Origin of the sequence: Archangium violaceum, from assembly GCF_016859125.1 — a bacterium.
In the GTDB taxonomy this organism is placed as follows: domain Bacteria; phylum Myxococcota; class Myxococcia; order Myxococcales; family Myxococcaceae; genus Archangium; species Archangium violaceum_A.
Genome location: NZ_CP069338.1, coordinates 51,805 through 71,821 on the forward strand (window position 1 = coordinate 51,805; position 20,017 = coordinate 71,821).

General features: G+C 70.7%; 1 protein-coding gene. It reads left to right on the forward strand.

What is annotated here, in order from left to right; genetic code table 11:
- The first annotated feature begins 6 nt into the window (after positions 1-6).
- Complete coding sequence (locus JQX13_RS00225) at positions 7-19,923, forward strand: non-ribosomal peptide synthase/polyketide synthase (RefSeq protein ID WP_203407071.1); 19,917 nt, start codon at positions 7-9, stop codon at positions 19,921-19,923.
- Positions 19,924-20,017 lie beyond the last annotated feature (94 nt).

A 20,017-nucleotide genomic window follows, 5' to 3' on the forward strand; every position in this document is an offset into this window, starting at 1 on the left:
CCTCTCATGGCTTCGCGAAACGAGTTCGATCAACTGACTCCCGGGGAGAAGCGCGCGCTGCTCAAGCAGCTGCTGGAGCGCGGAGCCCCGACGGGCGCGGCGAGCCCGAGCAAGGACGGAGTGGGGCCCGGCCCCAACGGGGTGCGCGACACGGGGCCGGCACGGCGCCCCGCGAGCGAGCTCCCGGTCCCCTCGTCCGCGCAGGAGCGGATGTGGTTCCTGCACCAGCTCGCGCCCGGTGCCGCGAGCTACAACATCGCCCGGGCGGTGGAGCTGAGTGGTGCGGTGGACGCGCGCGTGTTGGAGGCGGCGCTGCGGCAACTGCTCGCGCGCCACGAGGCCCTGCGCTCCGTCTTCCCTTCTTCCGAGGGCCGCCCCCTGCTGGTCATGCGGCCGGTGCCGGAACAGGTGCTGACCACGGAGGAGCTGACGGCTGGAGCCGAGCAGGAAGCGCTGTTGTCACGCCGGCTGCGAGAGGAGGCCACCCGCCCCTTCGACGTGGAGCACGGGCCGCTCCATCGCTTCCACCTCTTCCGCCTCTCGCCCCAGCGGTACGTCTTCGAGCTCGTGCTGCACCACCTGGTGCTGGACGGCTGGAGCTACAACGTGCTGATGCGCGAGCTGGGCGAGCTCTACACCGCGCTCGGCCGCCAGCAGGCGCCACGGCTCGCGCCCCTGCCGCTGGAGTACGCGGACTTCGCCGCCTGGCAACGCACGCCGGCCGCACAGGAGCGCGAGGCTCCCCATCTGGAGTATTGGAAGCGGCAGCTCGCCGACGCGCCTCACGTGTTGGAGCTGCCCACCGACAAGCCGCGCCCCGCGGTCCGGTCGGAGGAGGGCGTGCAGACCGAGCCGCGCCCGCTGCCGGCCTCGCTGACCGAGGCGCTCCGCGCCCTGTGCCGCGAACGCCAGGTGACACCCTTCATGGTGCTCTACGCGGCCTTCGCCGCGCTGCTGCACCGGTACTCGGGGCAGACGGACTTCTGCGTGGGCACGCCCGTCGCCGGACGCACGCACCTGTCGTTGGAGGGCGTGGTCGGCCTCTTCATCAACACCGTGGTGCTGCGCAGTGCGGTCACCTCCCGTACTCCCTTCTCCACGCTGCTGTCCCAGGCCCGTAAGACGGTGCTGGCTTCCTACGCGCACCAGGAGGCGCCCTTCGAGCGCGTGGTGGAGGCACTCCAGGTGGAGCGCAGCCTCGGCCGGACGCCGCTCGTCCAGGTGATGTTCGACCTGTACCAGGAGGAGCGCTCGCTCGCCGAGGCACTCCCCGGTCTCGCCGCGCGCCCGGTGCACGTGGACACCGGCACCAGCCAGTTCGATCTCTCCCTCACCGTCCTCGAGAGCGCCGCCGGCTTCACGCTCACCGTCCAGTACAGCACCGAGCTGTTCGAGGCCGGCACCGTGCAACGCATGCTGGAGCACTACGTGCGGCTGCTCGAGCACGCCCTGCGCGCGCCTGACACCCACGTGGGTGCGCTCTCGCTGCTCTCGCCCTCCGAGCGCCAGCAGCTCCTCTTCTCCTTCAACGACACCGAGCGGCCCTTCGACTCCGAGGCCACCCTCGTCTCCCTCTTCGAGGCCCAGGTCGAGCGCACCCCGGAGGCCCTCGCCGTCGTGGCCCCCGACGGCTCCCTCACCTTCCGTGAGTTGGCCGAGCAGGCCTCTCGTCTCGCCGCCCACCTGGTCGCCGCGGGCGCCCGGCCCGAGTCCATCGTCGGCCTGTGCCTGGAGCGCTCGCTCGATGCCGTGGTGTCTCTGCTGGCCATCTTCATGAGCGGCGCCGGGTGCCTTCCGTTGGAAGCTTCGCATCCCGCCGCCCGCCGTGCCGCGCTGCTGCGCCAGTCCGGTGCTCGCCTCGTCGTCTCTCGCCCGGCGCTGTTCTCCGGTGCGGAGCTCGAGGTGCCCCTCGTCTCTCCCGACATGCGGGGCCAGGAGGCAGTCCTCTCCGCGCCACCTCCGCGAGCCCGCGCGGAGGACCTCGCCTATCTGCTCTACACCTCCGGCTCCACCGGCGAGCCCAAGGGCGCCGAGCTCACCCACCGCAACATCGTCCACGCCTTCGCCTCCTTCGACCCGTACTACGTGACGCAGCCCGGTGACTGCTGGGTCGCCTGCGGAAGCTTCTCGTTCGACATGCACCTGGAGGAGGTGCTCTTCAGCCTCACGCGTGGCGCTCGCACCGTGCTGCGTGAGGTCGGCCCGCTGGGCCTGGCGCGTGACATCGTCCGCCATGGCATCACCCACACCGTCATCACCCCCTCCTCGCTCTCCACCGCGCTGGAGGAGCCTGGTGCCCTCGATGCCTTCCGCTCGATGAAGATGATCGCCCTCGGCGGCGAGTCGATCCCCGAGCAACTCGTGCAGCAGCTCGCCCTGTCCCGGACGAGTCTGATCAATGCCTATGGCCCCACCGAGACGACCATCTGTGTCGTCGCGGAACAGGTGCGGGCCGGACAGCCCGTCCGCCTGGGCAAACCCCTGGCTCGCTCACGTGCGTATGTGCTCGATGCGCTCGGTCAGCCCGTTCCCCTCGGCGTCCCTGGCGAGCTCTACATCGGCGGCCTCGGCCTCGGCCGGGGTTACCACGGCCGTCCCGACCTCACCGCCGAGCGCTTCGTCCCCGACCCCTTCTCCGGCACTCCGGGTGCCCGCCTCTATCGCACAGGCGACCGCGTCCGCTGGAACCCCGATGGCTCCCTGAGCTTCCTGGGCCGCTCCGACTTCCAGGTGAAGGTGCGCGGTGTTCGTGTGGAGTTGGAGGAAGTGGAGGCCGCGCTGCTGCGTCAGTCCGGCGTCCGTCAGGCCTCCGTCATCACCCGGGGCTCCGGCCGCGACATGCGCCTGGAAGCCTTCCTCGTGCTGGAGAACGACTCCGCCCTGGCCTCCCTGCGCCAGTCCCTGGCTCGTGCTCTGCCCGAGGCCATGGTTCCCTCGCGCTTCCACGCCCTCTCCTCCCTCCCCTTCACCTCCAGCGGCAAGGTCGATCGCAAGGCGCTGGCGGCCCTGCCCACAGAGGCGGCCGAGGCCCTGTCCCAGGGTGAGCCGCCTCGTGGACCCGTGGAGGAGTTGCTGGCGCAACTCTTCTGCCAGGTACTCGGCGTGGAGGCCGTGCGCCGCGAGGACAACTTCTTCCACCTCGGCGGCCACTCCCTGAGTGCTACCCGCCTCGTGGCTCGCGTGCGGCAGGCTTTTGGCGTCGAGCTTCCGCTCACCGCCCTCTTCTCTTCGCCCTCGGTGGCCGGACTCGCCCACGAGCTGTCCCTGCTCCAGGGCCATGGCTCCGTCGAGCTGCCCGCCCCCACGCCTCGCCCGGCCGATGCGCCTCCCGTGCTCTCGCCCGCACAGGAGCGGCTGTGGTTCATCCAGCAGCTCCAGCCCGACTCCAGCGCCTACCACATGCCCGAGGCCGTCGAGCTCTCCGGGCCCCTGGACTCGCTCGCCTTGAAGCAAGCCCTTCGCTGGCTGCTGGCGCGTCACCCCGTGCTCCGCCTCGCCGTCCCCTCCGTCGAGGGAACTCCGGCGCCCCGCCTCCTCCCTCTTCCCGAGCAGGTGCTGCACCGCGAATCTCTGAGCGAACTGCCCGATGCCTCCTCCCACCTGGAGGCTCGGTTGCGCCAGGAGGTGGACCGGTCCTTCGACATGGCCCAGGGCCCGCTCCACCGCTGCTGGCTGTGGGAACTCGGACCCGAGCGCCATGTGCTGCTGCTCGTCTTCCATCACCTGCTCGTCGACGGCCTCTCCCTCGACATCCTCATGCGCGAGTTGGGGCAGGCCTACTCCGCCTTCCTCCTGCACCGGGAGCCCTCGCTTCCTCCCGTCCGCCTGGACAACTCCTCCGTCGCCCTCTGGCTCCGCTCCCATCCCGTCCTCTCCCGCGAGCAGTCCCAGCTCGACTTCTGGAAACGCCAGCTCTCCGACGCTCCCGCCCTTCTTCAGCTCCCCACCGACAAGCCCCGCCCCTCCGTCCTCTCCCACCAGGGCGGCTTCCGCGGCTACCACCCCCTTCCGGACTCCCTCTCTCTCGCTCTCCGCACCTTCTGCAGGCAGCACCAGGCCACGCCCTTCATGGTGCTGTACTCCGCCTTCGCCGCTCTCCTGCACCGCTACTCCGGCCAGGATGATTTCTGCGTCGGCACTCCCGTCTCCGGCCGTACCCATCCCTCCACCGAGGACGTCGTCGGCCTCCTGCTCAACACCGTCGTCCTCCGCTCCCGCCTCCAGCCCGACGCCTCCTTCTCCTCACTCGTCGCTCAGGTCCGGTCCTCGACCCTGGAGGCCATCGCGCACCAGGACGTGCCCTTCGAGCGGCTCGTCAGCGCCCTCGGCGTCGAGCGCAGCCCCAGCCACTCCCCGCTCTTCCAGGTGATGTTCGACCTCAACCGGGTCGAGCACTCCCTCGCCGGCGCGTTCCCCGGCATTCAGTCCCTCCGGCGGAAGTTGGAGTTCTTCAACAGCCCCTTCGATCTCACGCTCACCGCGATCGAATCCCCCGAGGGCTACGAGCTCTTCTTCCAGTACAGCACCGAGCTGTTCGAGGCCGGTACCGTGCAACGCATGCTGGAGCACTACGTGCGGTTGCTCGAGCACGCCCTGCGCGCGCCTGACACCCACGTGGGTGCGCTCTCGCTGCTCTCGCCCTCCGAGCGCCAGCAGCTCCTCTTCTCCTTCAACGACACCGAGCGGCCCTTCGACTCCGAGGCCACCCTCGTCTCCCTCTTCGAGGCCCAGGTCGAGCGCACCCCGGAGGCCCTCGCCGTCGTGGCCCCCGACGGCTCCCTCACCTTCCGTGAGTTGGCCGAGCAGGCCTCTCGTCTCGCCGCCCACCTGGTCGCCGCGGGTGCTCGGCCCGAGTCCATCGTCGGCCTGTGCCTGGAGCGCTCGCTCGAGTCCGTCGTGGCACCCCTCGCCATTCTCATGAGTGGTGCCGCGTGCCTTCCCCTGGAGGCTTCGCACCCCGCCGCTCGTCGTGCCTCGCTGCTTCGCCAGTCCGGTGCCCTCCTCGTCATCTCTCGCCCGGCGCTGTTCTCCGGCGTGGAGCTCGAGGTGCCCCTCCTCTCTCCGGACGTGCGTGCACAGGACGTGCGGGTCCAGGAGGCCGTCCTCTCCGCGCCACCTCCGCGCGCTCGCGCCGACAACCTCGCCTATCTGCTCTACACCTCCGGCTCCACTGGCGAGCCCAAGGGTGTCGGGCTCTCACACCTCAACCTCGTCCACGCCTTCGCTTCCTTCGACGAGCATTACGCCACTCGACCCGGTGACTGCTGGTCCGCCTCCACCAGCCCCTCCTTCGACGTCCACCTCGAGGAGCTTTTCTTCTGCCTCACCCGCGGCGCTCGTCTCCTGCTGCGTGACGTGGGGCCTCTGGGCCTGGCGCGAGACATCGTCCGCCACGGCATCACCCACGTCCCCATCACCCCCTCCTCGCTCTCCACGGCGCTGGAGGAGCCCGGTGCCCTCGAGGCCTTCCGCTCCCTCTCCGTCCTCATCCTCGGCGGCGAGGCCCTTCCTCCTCAGCTCGTCCAGCAGCTCGCCCTCTCCCGCACGCGTCTGCTCAACATGTACGGGCCCACGGAGACCACGCTCGGCATCATCTCCGAGCGCATCCTTCTCGGTCAGCCCATCCGCCTGGGCAAACCCCTGGCTCGCTCACGTGCGTATGTGCTCGATGCGCTCGGTCAGCCCGTTCCCCTCGGCGTCCCTGGCGAGCTCTACATCGGCGGCCTCGGCCTCGGCCGGGGTTACCACGGCCGTCCCGACCTCACCGCCGAGCGCTTCGTCCCCGACCCCTTCTCCGGCACTCCAGGTGCCCGCCTCTATCGCACCGGCGACCGCGTCCGCTGGAACCCCGATGGCTCCCTGAGCTTCCTGGGCCGCTCCGACTTCCAGGTGAAGGTGCGCGGTGTGCGCATTGAGTTGGAAGAAGTGGAGGCCGCGCTGCTGCGTCAGTCCGGCGTCCGTCAGGCCTCCGTCATCACCCGGGGCTCCGGCCGCGACATGCGCCTGGAAGCCTTCCTCGTGCTGGAGAACGACTCCGCCCTGGCCTCTCTGCGCCAGTCCCTGGCTCGTGCCCTGCCCGAGGCCATGGTTCCCTCGCGCTTCCACGCCCTCTCCTCCCTCCCCTTCACCTCCAGCGGCAAGGTCGATCGCAAGGCGCTGGCCGCGCTCGCGGTGGACTCGGGCCCCACGGTCATGGAGGGAGAGGCTCCGCGCGGGCACATGGAGGAATTGCTGGCGCAACTCTTCTGCCAGGTACTCGGCGTGGAGAGCGTGCGCCGCGAGGACAACTTCTTTCACCTCGGTGGCCACTCCCTGAGTGCTACCCGCCTCGTGGCTCGCGTGCGGCAGGCTTTTGGCGTCGAGCTTCCGCTCACCGCGTTCTTCTCCTCGCCCACCGTGGCCAGACTCGCCCACGAGCTGTCCCTGCTCCAGGGCCATGGATCCATCGAGCTGCCTGCCCCGACCGCCCTTCCCGAGGGCGCGCCTCCCGTGCTCTCGCCCGCACAGGAGCGGCTGTGGTTCATCCAGCAACTCCAGCCCGACTCCAGCGCCTACCACATGCCCGAGGCCGTCGAGCTCTCCGGGCCCCTGGACTCGCTCGCCCTGGAGCAGGCCCTTCGCTCGCTGCTGGCGCGTCATCCCGTGCTCCGCCTCGCCGTTCCTTCCGTCGACGGCACTCCGGCCCCCCGCCTCCTCCCCCTTCCCGAGCAGGTGCTGCACCACGAATCGGCGGATGCGCTGTCCGGCGAGCCAGAGTCCCTGAACCGGTGGCTGCGCGAAAAGGCGCTCGAGCCCTTCTCCATGGAGAGCGGTCCGCTCTACCGATTCCGGCTGCTGCGGCTCGGCTCCGAGCGCCATGTGCTGCTGCTCGTCTTCCACCACCTGCTCGTCGACGGCCTCTCCCTCGACATCCTCATGCGTGAGCTGGGTCAGGCCTACTCGGCCTTCCGCCAGCACCGGGAGCCCTCGCTTCCTCCCGTCCGCCTGGACAACTCCTCCGTCGCCCTCTGGCTCCGCTCCCAGCCCGTCCTCTCCCGCGAGCAGTCCCAACTCGACTTCTGGAAGCACCAGCTCTCCGACGCTCCCGCCCTTCTTCAGCTCCCCACCGACAAGCCCCGCCCCTCCGTCCTCTCCCACCAGGGCGGCTTCTCCGGCTTCCATCCCCTCCCTTCCGCGCTCTCCCAGTCCCTCCTCGCCTTCTGCAGGCAGCACCAGGCCACGCCCTTCATGGTGCTGTACTCCGCCTTCGCCGCCCTCCTGCACCGCTACTCCGGCCAGGATGATTTCTGCGTCGGCACTCCCGTCTCCGGCCGCACCCACCCCTCCTCCGAGGACGTTGTCGGCCTCCTGCTCAACACCGTCGTCCTCCGCTCCCGCCTCCAGCCCGACGCTTCCTTCTCCTCGCTCGTCTCCGACGTCCGCGCGTCCTCCCTCGAGGCCTTCGCCCACCAGGACGTTCCCTTCGAGCGGCTCGTCAGTGCCCTCGGCGTCGAGCGCAACACCAGCCACACGCCGCTCTTCCAGGTCGTGTTCAACCTCAACCGGGTCGAGCACGCCCTCGCCGACGCGCTCCCCGGCCTCCACGCCCGCCCGCTGCAACCCGATGCGCTCGGGAGCCCCTTCGAGCTCTCCTTCGTGGTCACCGAGAGCGACCAGGGCTACACGCTGGCCTGCCGCTACAGCACCGAGCTGTTCGAGGCCGGCACCATCCACCGCATGCTGGGCCACTACCAGCAGCTCCTCGCCCATGCGCTGCGGGTTCCCGACACCCGCATCGACGCGCTGTCCCTGCTGACGGACGCGGAGCGCCACCGGCTCCTGGTGGAGTGGAACGAGACGCACGTCGGATCCTCCGCGGACGCGTGCCTCCACACGCTCATCGAGGCCCAGGTGGCGCGCGCTCCAGACGTGGCCGCGGTGCGCCTCGGGGACGAAGTGCTCACCTACGGCGAGCTCAACCGCCGCGCCAACCAGCTCGCGCATCACCTGCGGCGGCTCGGCGTGGGCCCCGAGGTCCGGGTCGGCCTGGGCCTGGAGCGCTCGGTGGAGATGGTGGTGGGGGTGCTCGGCATCCTCAAGGCGGGCGGAGCCTATGTGCCGTTGGATCCCTCCGCCCCGAAGGAGCGGCTGGCCTTCATGCTCCGGGACTCCCGCGCACCCGTGCTGGTGACGCGGCGGAACCTCGCCGATTCTCTCTCCGCTCCGGGCGTACGCATGCTGTGCCTGGACACGCACGCGCCGGAGCTCGCGCTCGAGCCGGAGTCCAATCCCCTCCCCCTGAGTGGCCCGGAGCACCTGGCGTACGTCATCTACACCTCGGGATCCACCGGCATGCCCAAGGGCGTGATGATCCAACACCGCTCGGTGGTGAACCTCCTGGCGGCGCTCGAGGCCGCCGTCTACGCCGGGACCCAGGCTCCGCTGCGCGTGAGCCTCAACGCTCCGCTGTCCTTCGATGCCTCCGTCAAGCAGCTCATCCAGCTCGCCCACGGACACACGCTCTGCATCGTGCCCGAGGAGGCGCGAGGGGACGTGAGCGCGATGCTCTCCTGCATCGAGCGCTACCGGTTGGACGTGCTCGACTGCTCTCCCGCGCACCTGCGGCTGCTGCTCGACGAAGGGCTCGGAGCACGGCCCGAGAGCTCCCCACGGCGGGTGCTGGTGGGCGGCGAGGCGCTGAGCGCATCCACCTGGGCCGTGCTCGCGCACCATCCCCACATCACCTTCTTCAATGTCTACGGACCCACCGAGTGCACGGTGGACACCACCGCCTGCGCCGCGAGCAGCAGACCCGAGGGCCCGAGCATCGGACGCCCCCTGCGTGACGTGCGGGTGTACGTGCTCGACCGGAACCTCCACCCCGTGCCGGTGGGCGTACCCGGGGAGCTGTTCGTCGGAGGCGCCGGGCTCGGGCGTGGCTACCAGGAGCGCCCGGACCTGACCGCGGAGAAGTTCATCCCGGATCCGTTCTCCTCCACGCCCGGAGCCCGGCTGTACCGGACGGGCGATCGGGTGCGGTACCTACCGGATGGCCACCTCGAGTACCTGGAGCGCATCGACTTCCAGGTGAAGGTGCGTGGCTTCCGCATCGAGCTGGGAGAAGTGGAGGCAGTGCTCGGCCAGCACCCGGCGGTGAGCGAGGCCTCGGTGGTGGTGCACGAGGCCTCGCCTGGAGACAAGCGCCTGGTGGCATTCGTGGTGCTGGGAGGCGCACCGGTGCCCGAGGACGAGCTGCGCGCGTGGCTCCGGAAGTCGCTCCCGGAATACATGGTGCCGGCCGCGCTCGTGCCGCTGGAGCGGATGCCGCTCTCACGCCACGGCAAGGTGGACCGCAAGGCCCTGGCGGTGCTCGCGGCGAACGTGGGCTCCGCGGCCACGGACGGCGAGTCCCCGCGCGGGCCCGTGGAGGAGCTGTTGGCTCAGCTCTTCTGTCAGGTGCTCGGCGTGGAGACGGTGCGCCGCGAGGATGACTTCTTCCACCTCGGCGGCCACTCGCTGACCGCCACGAGACTCGTGGCCCGCGTGCGCCAGGCCTTCGGCGTCGAGCTGCCCCTGGTGGCCCTCTTCACCTCGCCGACGGTGGCGGGGCTCGCGCGAGAGCTATCTTCGCGACAGGGCCACGGCTCGGCCGAGCTGCCCGCCCCCACGCCCCGCCCGGCGGACGCGCCTCCCGTGCTGTCCTTCGCCCAGGAGCGCATGTGGTTCCTGCAGCAGCTCCGGCCGGACTCGCACGCCTACCACATCGATGGAGCCGTGGAGATCGAAGGGCCGCTCCAGGTCGATGCCCTGGAGCAGGCCTTGCGCTGGCTGCTGGAGCGCCACCCCGTGCTCCGCCTCGCCGTGCCCTCCCGGGAGGGGAATCCGGCTCCCGTCCTGCTGCCAGCGCCCGACCGGGTGCTGCAACTGGAGTCGCTGGCCGAGTTCCCCGAGCCAGGGGCGCGGCTGGCCGAGCGGCTTCGCCAGGAGGTGGACCGCCCCTTCGACATGGCCCGGGGTCCGCTCTTCCGCTTCTGGCTGTGGCGGCTCTCCTCCGAGCGCCATGCACTGCTGCTCGTCTTCCACCACCTCCTGGTGGATGGCTCGTCCATGGGCATCCTGCTGCGTGAGCTGGGGCAGGCCTACTCCGCCTTCCTCCAGCACCAGCCGCCCGTCCTGCCCGCCGTCCTCCTGGACAACTCGGACATCGCCTCCTGGCAGCGCGCTCCCGCCCTCCTGGCTCGTGAAGAGGCCCAGCTCGACTACTGGCGCCGCCAGCTCTCCGACGCTCCCCGCCTCCTCCAGCTTCCCACCGATAAGCCCCGGCCCTCCGTCCTCTCCGACAAGGGCGCCTCCACTTCTTCCTTCCGCCTCCCGGACTCCCTCTCCCTGGCCCTGGGTGCCCTGTGCCGCCAGCACCAGGTCACCCCCTTCATGGTCCTCCACGCCGCCTTCTCCGCCCTGCTCTTCCGCTACTCCGGTCAGCAGGACATGTGCGTCGGCGTCCCCGTCTCCGGCCGCACCCACCCTTCCTCCGAGTCCGTCGTCGGTCTCTTCGTCAACACCGTCGTCCTCCGTTCCCACCTCCACCCCGACGCCTCCTTCTCCTCGCTTCTCTCCCAGGTTCGCTCCACCTCTCTCGACGCCTTCGCTCACCAGGACGTCCCCTTCGAGAAGCTCATCAACTCCCTCGGCGTCGAGCGCAGCACCAGCCACTCCCCGCTCTTCCAGGTGATGTTCGACCTCAACCGGGCCGAGCACTCCCTCGCCGACGCGCTCCCCGGCCTCCAGGTGCACCCGCTGAGGCAGGACATCCTCAGCAGCCCCTTCGACCTGTCCCTCACGGCCGTCGAGTCCCCCGAGGGCTACGAGTTCTTCTTCCAGTACAGCACCGAGTTGTTCGAGGCCGGCACCGTGCAGCGCATGCTGGAGCACTATGTGCGGTTGCTCGAGCATGCCCTGCGCGCCCCCGACACGCACGTGGGCGCTCTCTCCCTGCTCTCGCCCTCCGAGCGCCAACAGGTCCTCTTCTCCTTCAACGACACCGAGCGGCCCTTCGACTCCGAGGCCACCCTCGTCTCCCTCTTCCTCGCCCAGGCCGAGCGCACGCCCGATGCGCCAGCGGTGGTGGCTCCCGCGGGGACCCTCACCTTCCGCGAGCTGGCCGAGCAGTCCTCGCGCCTCGCCGCTCATCTGGCCGCCGCTGGAGCCCGGCCCGAGTCCATCATCGGCCTGTGCCTGGAGCGCTCGCTCGATGCCGTGGTGTCTCTGCTGGCCATCTTCATGAGCGGCGCTGGGTGCCTTCCGCTGGAGGCCTCGCATCCCGCTGCCCGCCGTGCCGCGCTGCTGCGACAATCCGGTGCGCACCTCGTCCTCTCACGCCCCGTGCTGTTCTCCGGCGTGGAGCTTCCGGTGCCCCTCGTCTCCCCGGATGTGCGGGCCCAGGAGGCCGTCCTCGCCTCGCCACCTCCGCGCGCCCGCGCGGAGAACCTCGCCTACCTGCTCTACACCTCCGGCTCCACCGGCGAGCCCAAGGGCGTCGAGCTCACCCACCGCAACGTCGTCCACTGCTTCGCGGCCTTCGACCCGTACTACGCCACCCAGCCCGGTGACTGCTGGGCCTGCTCCGGCAGCCTGTCCTTCGACATCCACCTGGAAGAGGTGCTCTTCAGCCTCACGCGTGGCGCTCGCACCGTGCTGCGCGAGGTCGGCCCCCTGGGGCTGGGACGCGACATCGTCCGCCATGGCATCACCCATACCGTCATCACCCCCTCCTCCCTCGCCACGGCGCTGGAGGAGCCCGATGCCCTCGCGGCCTTCCGCTCGCTGAAGGTGCTCGTCACCGGAGGAGAGGTGCTGCCGGATCCGCTGGTCCAGCAGCTCGCGCTGACGAAGACGAAGCTGGTCAACACGTATGGCCCCACGGAGACGAGCATCAACGTCGTCGCGGAGCACACCCTGCCAGAGCGACCCGTACGGCTGGGGCGCCCGCTGGACCGGTGCCGCATCTACGTCCTCGACGAGAGAGGCGAGCCCGTTCCTCCCGGCGTCCCGGGCGAGCTCTATATTGGAGGTACGCCCCTGGGCCGTGGCTACCGAGGCCGCCCCGACCTCACCGCCGAGCGCTTCGTCCCCGATCCCTTCTCCGGTACTCCGGGTGCCCGCCTCTACCGCACCGGCGACCGCGTCCGCTGGAACTCCGATGGCTCCCTGAGCTTCCTGGGCCGCTCCGACTTCCAGGTGAAGGTGCGCGGTGTGCGCATCGAGCTGGAAGAAGTGGAGGCCGCGCTCCTGCGTCAATCCGGCGTCCGTCAGGCCGCGGTCATCACCCGGGGCTCCGGCCGCGACATGCGCCTGGAAGCCTTCCTCGTGCTGGAGAACGACTCCGCCCTGGCCTCCCTGCGCCAGTCCCTGGCCCGCTCCCTGCCCGAGGCCATGGTTCCCTCGCGCTTCCACGCGCGCACCTCCCTCCCCTTCACCTCCAGCGGCAAGGTCGACCGCAAGGCGCTCGCGGCCCTGCCCGTGGATGCCGCCCCCGAGGCGCTGACCCAGGGAGAGCCGCCTCGTGGACCCGTGGAGGAATTGCTGGCGCAGCTCTTCCGCCAGGTGCTCGGCGTGGAGACCGTGTCCCGCGAGGATGACTTCTTCCACCTCGGCGGCCACTCCCTGAGCGCCACCCGCCTCGTGGCCCGCGTGCGTCAGGCCTTCGGCGTCGAGCTGCCCCTCACCACGCTCTTCTCTTCTCCCTCGGTGGCCGGACTCGCCCACGCGCTGTCCCTGCTCCAGGGCCATGGCTCGGCCGAGCTGCCCGCCCCTACGCCCCGCCCAGCCGATGCGCCTCCCGTGCTGTCCTTCGCCCAGGAGCGCATGTGGTTCCTGCAACAGCTCCAGCCGGACTCGCACGCCTACCACATCGATGGAGCCCTGGAGGTCGAGGGGCCGCTCCAGATCGACGCTCTGGAACAGGCCCTGCACTGGTTGCTGGAGCGCCATCCCGTGCTCCGCCTCGCCGTCTCCGCATACGAGGGCCAACCTCTGCCGCGCGTGCTGCCGGTGCCCGACCGGGTGCTGCAACAGGAGTCACTGGCCGAGCGACCCGATGCGTCCTCGCGCCTGATGGCCCGGCTCCGTCTAGAGGTGGACCGGCCCTTCGACATGGCCCAGGGCCCGCTCTTCCGCTTCTGGCTGTGGCGGCTCTCCCCCGAGCGCCATGCACTGCTGCTCGTCTTCCACCACCTGCTCGTCGACGGCCTCTCCCTCGACATCCTCATGCGTGAGCTGGGGCAGGCCTACTCCGCCTTCCTCCAGCACCAGCCGCCCATCCTGCCCGCCGTCCTCCTGGACAACTCGGACATCGCCTCCTGGCAGCGCGCTCCCGCCCTCCTCGCACGTGAGGAGGCCCAGCTCGACTACTGGCGCCGCCAGCTCTCGGACGCTCCCCGCCTCCTCCAACTCCCCACCGACAAGCCCCGCCCCTCCGTCCTCTCCGACAAGGGTGCCTCCACTTCTTCCTTCCATCTCCCGGAGTCCCTCTCCCAGGCCCTGGGCGCCCTGTGCCGCCAGCACCAGGTCACCCCCTTCATGGTCCTCCACGCCGCCTTCTCCGCCCTGCTCTTCCGCTACTGCGGCCAGCAGGACCTCTGCGTCGGCGTCCCCGTCTCCGGCCGCACCCACCCCTCCTCCGAGTCCGTCGTCGGTCTCTTCGTCAACACCGTCGTCCTCCGTTCCCACCTCCGCTCCGACGCCTCCTTCTCCTCGCTTCTCTCCCAGGTTCGCTCCACCTCCCTCGACGCCTTCGCGCACCAGGACGTCCCCTTCGAGAAGCTCGTCAGCACGCTCGGCGTCGAGCGCAGCACCAGCCACTCCCCGCTGGTGCAGGTGGCCTTCGTCTGGAATCGACTCGGCCACGCCATGGCCGATGCGCTCCCCGGGCTCACCACCCGAGCCATCGAGCTTTCCAGCACCGCGTCCAAGTTCGACCTGGCGCTCATCGTCCTGGAGAACGGCCCCTCGCTGGAGATCTCCGCCGACTTCAGCACCGAGCTGTTCGAGCCCGGCACGGTGCGGCGCATGCAGGAGCACTATGTGCGGCTGCTCGAGCACGTGCTGCACGCCCCGGACACGCGCCTCGATGCACTGCCCCTGCTCTCCGAGCCGGAGCGCGAGCAGGTGGTGCGCTCCTTCAACGAGACCTGGCGCCCCTTCGACACCGAGGCCACCCATGCCTCGCTCTTCCAGGCCCAGGCCGCGAGCACTCCCGAGGCGCTCGCCCTGAGTGCCCGCGACGGCACCTTCACCTACCGCCAGCTCGACGAGCGAGCCACGGCCCTCGCTCACCACCTCGCGGCTCTGGGAGCGGGGCCGGAGAGCGTCATTGGCGTGTGTCTGGAGCGCTCCAGCGAGCTGCTCGTTTCGCTGCTGGCCATCCTCAAGGCCGGCGCGGCCTACCTTCCCCTCGAGGTGGCCCACCCGGCCTCCCGCCGCACGGCCCTGCTGCGCTCCGCGGGCGCCCGGTGGGTGGTGGCCCGCCCCGAGTCCTTCCCCGAGCCGCTAGAGGGACTCACCCGAGTGGCCCCCGATGCACGCGGGGCCTCTGCGCCGCTGCGTCCGGCCGCGCCGGAGAACCTCGCGCTGGTCCTCTTCACCTCCGGCTCCACGGGCGAACCCAAGGCCGTCGCCCTCACGCACCGCAACCTCTGCCACCTCTTCGCCGCGGCCGACACCGGCTACCCCTCGCGGCCCGGAGACACCACCCTGGCGGCGGCTTCCGTGGCCTTCGACGTCCATGTGGCGGAGCTGCTCTACCCGCTGGCTCGCGGCGCTCGCGTCGTCCTGCGGGAGACGGGCCCGCTGGGCATGGCTCGGGACATCCTCCAGCACCGGGCCACGCACCTGCTCGCCACGCCGTCCGTCATCACCGCGGCGCTCGAGGAGCCCGAGGCCCCGGACGCCTTCCGCCAGCTCACCCACCTCCAGCTCGGTGGCGAGGCGCCTCCCGAGTCCCTCGTGCAACGGCTCGCCACGGGCCAGCTCCGGCTGCTCAACGGCTACGGCCCGAGCGAGAACACCTGCTTCACCACGCTCTCGCCGCTGGTGCCGGGTGTGCCCATCCGCCTGGGCCGCCCGCTCGACAGGGTGCGCCTGTATGTGTTGGATGGGCTCGGCCAGCCCACGCCGCCGGGCGTCCCGGGCGAGCTCTATATCGGTGGCGAGGGCCTCTCGCGCGGCTACCAAGGCCGCCCGGCGCTCACCGCGGAGCGCTTCGTCCCTGATCCGTTCTCCGGCACTCCGGGTGCCCGTCTCTATCGCACGGGCGATCGCGTCCGCTGGAATGACGACGGCACGCTCGGCTTCCTGGGCCGCACCGACTTCCAGGTGAAGGTGCGAGGCGTGCGCATCGAGCTCGAGGAGGTCGAGGCCGCCCTCCTGCGCCAGCCCGGTGTCCGCCAGGCGGTGGTGCTCGCACGCCCGCACGGGAGGGAGCTGCGCCTGGAGGGCTTCGTTGCCTTCGCGGACGACACGGCCCTCACCGGGGAGGCGCTGCGCCAGGCACTGGCCGCGGTGCTGCCGGACGCGATGGTGCCCTCGCGGCTCACCGTGCTCTCCACCCTGCCCCTCACGCCCAACGGCAAGGTGGATCGCAAGGCATTGGCCGCCCTGCCCATGGAGGCTCCCGAGGCCCTGCCCCAGGGCGAGCCACCTCGTGGCCCCGTGGAGGAGTTGCTGGCACAGCTCTTCTGCCAGGTGCTCGGCGTGGAGACGGTGCGCCGCGAGGACGACTTCTTCCACCTCGGCGGCCACTCCCTGAGCGCCACCCGCCTCGTGGCTCGCGTGCGCCAGTCCTTCGGCGTCGAACTGCCCCTCACCGCGCTCTTCTCCTCGCCCACGGTGGCCGGCCTCGCGGCACGGCTCGGCACCGCGCCGGGGCGGAAGACGGAGCGGTTGCTACCTCCCACCGGAGAGCGGCCCTCGCGAGTCCCCGCCTCGCTGGTGCAGGAGCGGCTCTGGTACGCATTGCAGCTCCCGGAGGCTCCGCCCTTCGTGGTCCTGCTCGCGTCCGTGCTCGAGGGCGCGCTCGATGCCGACGCGCTGGAGACAGCACTGGCGGCAGTGGTGGAGCGCAACGAGACACTGCGGACCACCTTCCTCCTGCAAGGCGAGACGCTCTTCGCCCAGGTGAACGCGGAGACCCGCCCACGGCTGTCGCGGATGGACCTGTCGCACCTGCCACCCGAGGAGTCCCTGTCGGTGGCCAATGACATCGCGACGCGCCACGGCCGACAGCACTTCGACCTGGCCCGAGGGCCGCTGTACCGCTTCGAGCTCCTCCAGATGAACGCGGAGGGCACGCGGCACGTGCTCATCGCATCCCTCAGCCACCTGGTGATGGACGGCCTGGGCATGCAGGCCTTCCTGGACGAGCTGGCGACGGCCTATCGCGCCACGCTCGCGGGCCAGTCCCCCGCGCTCCCACCGGCGGTGGTGCAGTACTCGGACTTCGCACGCTGGCAGCGAGCCCCCGAGCACCTGCGGCAGTTGGAGGAGAGCCTCGAGTCCTGGAAGCAGGCCCTGGCGAACGCGCCGCCGGTGTTGGACCTGCCCCTGGACTTCCCGCGCCGGGCCCCCGCGCTCAACGCCAACATGAGGCCGGTGCGGCTCACGCTGCGCGCCGAGCACGTGACGGCACTCAAGGCGCTGGCCCGTCAGGAGGGGGTATCCACCTTCACCGCCCTGCTGGCGCTCACCCAGGCGTGGCTGCACCGGCTGAGCGCGCAGGAGCACGTGGTGGTGGCCTCGCCGTTCTCGGGCCGCCTCCTGCCGGAGACGGAGCGCATGGTGGGCTACTTCGCCAACGTGCTGCCGCTGTGCACGGACGTCTCGGGCAACCCGTCCTTCCGCACGCTGTTGAAGCGCTCGCGGGACGTGGTGCTGCACGCCACCACGCACCAGGAGGTTCCCTTCAAGCGCATCGTGGACGCCGTCCAGCCCGATGCCGACCGCACCGCGCCGCCGCTGGCCCAGGCCCTGCTGATGCTCGACACCTTCAGCGCGCCCGGCTTCGCGGGGCTCGCCATGTCGGACCTGGAAGGCGAGGGCATCATCCCGGCCTACGACGTGGTGGTGCACCTGCTGGAGAAGACGGGCGGCACCCTGGAATGCACGCTCGCCACGGACGGGGCCCTCTTCACCCCGCGCACGGCCGAGCGCATGAGCGGGGCCTTCGAGCAACTCCTCTCCGAGGTGGTGCGAGCCCCGGACGCGCCGCTGTCCCGGCTGTCCCTCCTGTCGCCGAGTCAGCGCGCGCAGGTGCTGGAGTCGCTCGACGGAGGGACACACCAGGTGCCGGCCGGAGCCTGCGTGCACACGCTCTTCGAGGCCCAGGTGCGCCGCACGCCCGACGCGCCCGCGGTGGCCCATGGCCCCCTCACCTGGAGCTACGCCGAGCTCAACGCCCGCGCCAACCTGCTGGCCTCGCGCCTCGTCGCCCAGGGACTGCGGCCCGAGGAGCGGGTGGGCGTGGTGATGGAGCCGTCCGCGCAGGGGCTCGCGGTGCTGCTGGGCATCCTCAAGGCTGGCGGCGCCTACGTCCCGCTGGATCCGGGTTGGCCGGAGCCTCGTAAACGGCTGGCATTGGAGCGCGCCGGGGTGAAGCGCCTGTGGGTGGACGCGGCGCTGAAGGAGGCCCATGAAGGGCTCGTGCCGCTCGTGGAGGTGCCGCCCCAGCCCGAGCAGCTCGCCGGGGAGTCCGGCCCGGGGCCCCGAGCGGTGCCCGACTCGCAGCTCGCCTACATCATCTTCACCTCGGGCTCCACGGGCGAGCCCAAGGGCGTGATGGTGGAGCACCGCTCGGTGGTGAACCACAACCTGGCGATCGCCGTGCGCTTCGGCCTGCGCCCGGGCGATCGCATGTTGCAGTTCGCTCCGCTCAGCTTCGACGCGGCCGCCGAGGACCTGTACCCACCGCTGGCCGTGGGAGCCACCGTGGTGATGCGCAACGGGCTGCTGCCGGCGCACGCGCTGACGCCCTACCTGGAGCAGGAGGACATCACCGTCATCAGCCTGCCACCCACGTACATCGAGGAGTGGATACGGCAGATGGACGCGCTGGGTCAGCGGGTGCCCGCGAGGCTGCACCTGCTGGCGCCCGGTGGCGACGTGCTCAAGCGCGAGACGTACGAGGGCTGGTTGCGCGTGGGCGGTGCACACGCGCCGTGGCTCAACGTCTACGGACCCACCGAGTGCACCATCACCTCGGCCACCTGCGACATCCCCGGAGCCGAGGGCGTGGGCACGGCGGCCACGTTCCCGATCGGCCGTCCCATTCCCCGTGTCCGCATCTACCTGCTGGACGAGTACCTGGAGCCGGTGCTCCCTGGACTGCCGGGCAAGGTGTACATCGGAGGAGCGGCGCTCTCGCGCGGCTACCTCGGAGCCCCGGAGATGACGGCCGAGCGCTTCGTGCCAGATCCCTTCGCGGCCGAGCCGGGCGCGCGCATGTACCACACGGGAGACCTGGCCCGGATGCAGTCGGACGGCCGCCTGCGCTTCCTGGGGCGAGCGGACCACCAGGTGAAGATCCGCGGCTTCCGCGTCGAGCTGTCGGAGATCGAGAACTGCCTGCGGCGCTTCCCGGAGGTAGAGGAGGCGGTGGTGCTCGCCCGCACGTCGGCGGCGGGCCTCCAGCAACTCTGCGCCTGGGTGCAGGCGCCCACGTCGGTCCGGGCGGATGCGCTGCGAGCACACGTGGCGGCGGAACTCCCCGCGTACATGGTCCCCGCGGCCTTCGTCGTCCTGGAGCGGCTGCCGGTGAACAACAACGGCAAGGTGGACCGGCAGGCCCTGCCGTCCCCGGAGTCCGTGCCCACGACGGAGCCCGAGAATGCGGAGGCGATGCAGGAGATGGCCTTCCGCTCGACGCTGGAGATGCGGCTGCAGCGCCTGTGGAGCGAGCTGCTGCACCAGCCCGACGTCGGGCCCGAGGACGACTTCTTCCAGCTCGGCGGAGACTCGCTGCTGGCGATGCGGATGCTGGGGCGCATGGAGGAGGAGTTCGGGATGCCGGTGCCACTGGCCACCCTCTTCCAGACACCGGTGCTGAAGGACACGGCGGACGCGCTGCAGGAGTTGCTCGCGGAGGGGGGCTCGCCCTCGAGCGTGGTGCGCCTGCACGGCCCGGACGTCCCGGCGGACGCCCCGGCCCTCTTCCTCTTCCACCCGGGAGACGGCGAGCTGCACTACTACCGCCACCTCACCCCGCTGCTGGAGCCGCGCCTGCGCTGCTTCGGTATCCAGGCGCCCGAGACGATCTCCCAGCGGACCTTCGCCACCTTCGCCGAGCGCATCGAGGCATACGTGGCGGACATCCGCGCCGTACAACCCCACGGGCCATACCGACTGCTCGGCTATTCGTTCGGCGGCTACCCGGCGTACGGCGTGGCGGCGGCGCTCGAGGCCGCGGGCGAGCGGGTGGAGCTGCTCGCGATGATCGACACCATCACCACGGACATCATGAAGGAGGTGGAGCCGGTGCGGCTGGCGCCCGAGTTGGGGATCGCCACCATGTTCGAGGTGATGGATGCGAACCTGGAGCGCGAGCTGGCACCACTGTCCCAGGAGGCACGGTGGGAGCACGTGGCGGCCCGGGCGCGCGAGCGAGGCGCGGTGGCCGCGCACTTCACGGGGAAGGACCTGGCGCGCATGTCACGGATGATCGACGAGGTGCTTCCGCCCCAGATTTCGGGCTGGCCAGTGCCTCGGCTCGAGCATGCGCGGCTGCTCTTCTTCCGGGCCTCGAGCACACCGACGAAGGACGAGACGCTCGGGTGGAGCCAATACGTCCCCCGGGAACGCATCGAGTTGGTGGTACTCCCGGGCGGACACTCCAGCGCGCTGGAGCAGCCTGGGGTGCGCGAGTTGGTGTCCCGGCTGCTCGCCGCGCTGGGGTGAGACGGAATGAGGGAGAGACCACGAAGCCATGGGGCTGAAACACGAGCCCCAGCAGGTTTAAGCATCTCGCTACGGGGTTCTTGAAGCTGTGGGA